General features: G+C 64.7%; 3 protein-coding genes. All 3 read left to right on the top strand.

Annotation, left to right across the window (positions count from 1 at the left end; genetic code table 11):
* Nucleotides 1–345, top strand: a 345-nt coding sequence (locus H5T60_13635; protein MBC7243473.1) for a hypothetical protein, incomplete at its 5' end; no start/stop codon positions are given.
* 159 nt (nt 346–504) lie between these two features.
* Entirely contained in the window at nt 505–1269 is a 765-nt protein-coding gene (locus H5T60_13640) for a slipin family protein (GenBank protein ID MBC7243474.1), read from the top strand.
* A 24-nt stretch (nt 1270–1293) separates the two neighbouring features.
* Nucleotides 1294–2733, top strand: coding sequence for a cation diffusion facilitator family transporter (locus tag H5T60_13645; GenBank protein ID MBC7243475.1), 1440 nt, complete (start codon nt 1294–1296; stop codon nt 2731–2733).
* Nucleotides 2734–2899: the final 166 nt, after the last annotated feature.

The raw sequence follows: 2899 nt of genomic DNA on the forward strand, positions 1-2899 counted from the left end.
GAGGTGGTGACCGGCCTGTTCGAGCACCACACCGGCAAGCTGACCGCCGGCCGGCTGGACGAGCTGATCGGCCAGCTTGCGGCCGGCGACATTGACAACGAGGCGATCTTCCAGGACCATGGGCACGGCGCGCTCCTCCTGGATACCGCACCGTTGGAGCGGTTCTTGCTCTCCGTGACCGGGCCGCGCCGCGCCGTACTGCGCGCCTCCCGGCACTGTCCGTATTTTGCCGTCCCGTACGGGGATATGATGGTGGCCGGCTGTTGGGGGCTGGTGCGCGCCATAGCCGGCCGCCTGCCGGCGCTGGCCGATGAGATCGAGGGCGCGCTGGCCCGCGGCCAGTAGCCGGCTTCCTCGTCAATCTTGTGATGCGCCGGCTTATGGGGGTGAATTCGAACGCCCTTGGCCCATTACGCTTGTGCTGGCCTTCCGCTTACAGTATAATGCGTTCGTACGTCCCGTCGTTGCCGTGTGTTACGTAGACCTGTCCAAGGAGGTGACGCGATGTTTCAGTTCCTATCGACTGCCGGCGTACTCATCATCCTGGCGATTTTGATACTGGCCTCGGCCATCCGCATCGTGCAGGAGTACGAACGCGGTGTGATCTTCCGGCTGGGCCGGCTGATCGGCGTCAAAGGCCCCGGCCTGTTCTTCATCATCCCCTTCATTGACCGCATGGTGAAGATGGACCTGCGCGTGGTCACGTTGGGTATCCCCGCCCAGGAAGCCATCACCCGTGACAACGTGACGGTGAAGGTCAACGCGGTGGCCTATTTCCGCGTGATTGACCCCGCCAAAGCCGTCACCCAGGTGGAGGATTACCGCCGGGCAACCTGGCAAATCTCCCAAACCAGCCTGCGCTCTGTGCTGGGCCAATCGGAGCTGGATGATCTGCTGGCCCACCGCGACGAGATCAACCAGCGCCTCCAGCGCATCATTGATGAACAGACCGAGCCCTGGGGCATCAAGGTCAGCATCGTCGAGGTAAAGGATGTGGAACTGCCGGATGCCCTGAAGCGCGCGATGGCGCGGCAGGCGGAAGCGGAGCGCGAGAAGCGCGCCAAGATCATCCATGCCGAAGGCGAGTTCCAGGCTGCTAGGCAGTTGACCGAGGCGGCGAAGACGATTGCCACGGAGCCGGCGGCCCTCCAGCTCCGCTACCTGCAGACCCTGAGCGAGATCGCCCTGGAGAAGAACTCCACCATCATCTTCCCTCTGCCGCTGGAGATGATGCGCGCCTTCGCCAAAAAGTTTATGGTGGAGGAATAAGCCGGCGTCGCCCGGAACGTGACCATGAACAGCAGTCCCATTTCGAACAACACCCCACATTCCAACGCGGTCGCACAGCGGGAAAAGCGCTCCGCGGCGGTGAGTTCGGTGGTGGCCGCCGTCTTTCTCACCACCATGAAGCTGGTCGTCGGCCTGATAACGGGCAGTCTCGGTATCCTTTCCGAGGCGGCGCATTCCGGCCTGGACCTGGTGGCCGCGCTGGTCACATTCTTCGCGGTGCGGGTATCGGACCGGCCGGCGGACGAGCACCATCAGTTTGGCCACGGCAAGGTCGAGAACCTTTCTGCCCTGGTGGAGACACTGCTCCTCTTCCTCACCTGCGCCTGGATCATCTACGAAGCGGTCCAGCGCCTGTTCTTTAAGCATGTGGAGGTGGAGGCCAGCGTCTGGGCCTTCGCCATTATGGCCATCTCTATCATCGTGGATTTCACCCGCTCGCGGGTGCTGATGCGTGCCGCTAAGGCGCACCGCAGTCAGGCGCTGGAGGCGGACGCCCTGCACTTCAGCACCGACATCTGGAGCTCCTCGGTGGTGATCCTGGGCCTCGCCGGCGTTCGCATCAGCCAGGCGACGGGTATCGAATGGCTGGGTAAGGCGGATGCCGGCGCCGCCCTGATCGTGGCCCTGATCGTCATGTACGTCAGCGCGCAGCTCGGCCGGCGCGCAGTGGCCGCCCTGCTGGACACGGCGCCGGCCGGTTTGGCGGCCTCCCTGCGCGAACAACTGCGCCAGGTGCCAGGCGTGCGGGAGGTGCGCCAGCTTCGCCTGCGCGAGGCCGGCCCCCGCACCTTCGTGGACCTGGTGGTGGCGGTGGACCCCGACCTCTCGGTCATGGACAGCCATCGGGTTGCCTCGCGCGTCGAAGAAACGGTGATGAGCGTTCTGCCCGATGCGGATGTGATGGTGCATGTGGAAGGGGCGCATGCGGAAGGGGAAGATTGGCCGGCGCAGGTGCGGGCGACAGCCGCCGCCTACGGCCTGCGGGTGCACGGTCTGCACGCCCACGAGGTCTCCGGCCGGCTGAGCCTGCACCTGCATGTGGAGGTCAGCGACACCCTCACGCTGGAAGAGGCCCACGCCCGCGTTACGGCTTTTGAGCAGGAACTGCACCGCATTTTCGGGCCGGCGCTGGAAGTGGTGAGTCATATCGAGCCGGCGGGTGCATCCCTGCGGATGGAGGCCGTTCAGGCGCGTGCCATGAGCGATGAGGAGATCAAGCTGACGGTGCAGAAAGCGCTGGCCGGCGTCTGTGACTCCCTCTCCGCCCATGATATCCATGTCTTTGCCAATGCCGCCGGCGAATATGACCTGACCCTGCACTGCCGGCTGGCCGGCGAGATGAGCATCGTCGACGCCCATCAGCTCTCCGACCAGGCAGAGGAATCCATCCGCAAGGCCCTGCCCCAGGTGCGGCGGGTATTGATCCATCTGGAGCCGGCATGAGCGCGGCACCTTCGTTACTGCAAGGAACACGGCCATGCACTGGTGGGAACGCGAGCGGAGCACAATCCTGCTGGGGCTGTTCAATCTGCTGATCATGGGCGGGCTGGTGTTTCTCCTGCACCGGCCGCCTCCCGCCGGCATGGAGCTGGTGCTTCCGCCGCCCACT

It is taken from the genome of Anaerolineae bacterium, assembly GCA_014360855.1.
Lineage (GTDB): Bacteria > Chloroflexota > Anaerolineae > JACIWP01 > JACIWP01 > JACIWP01.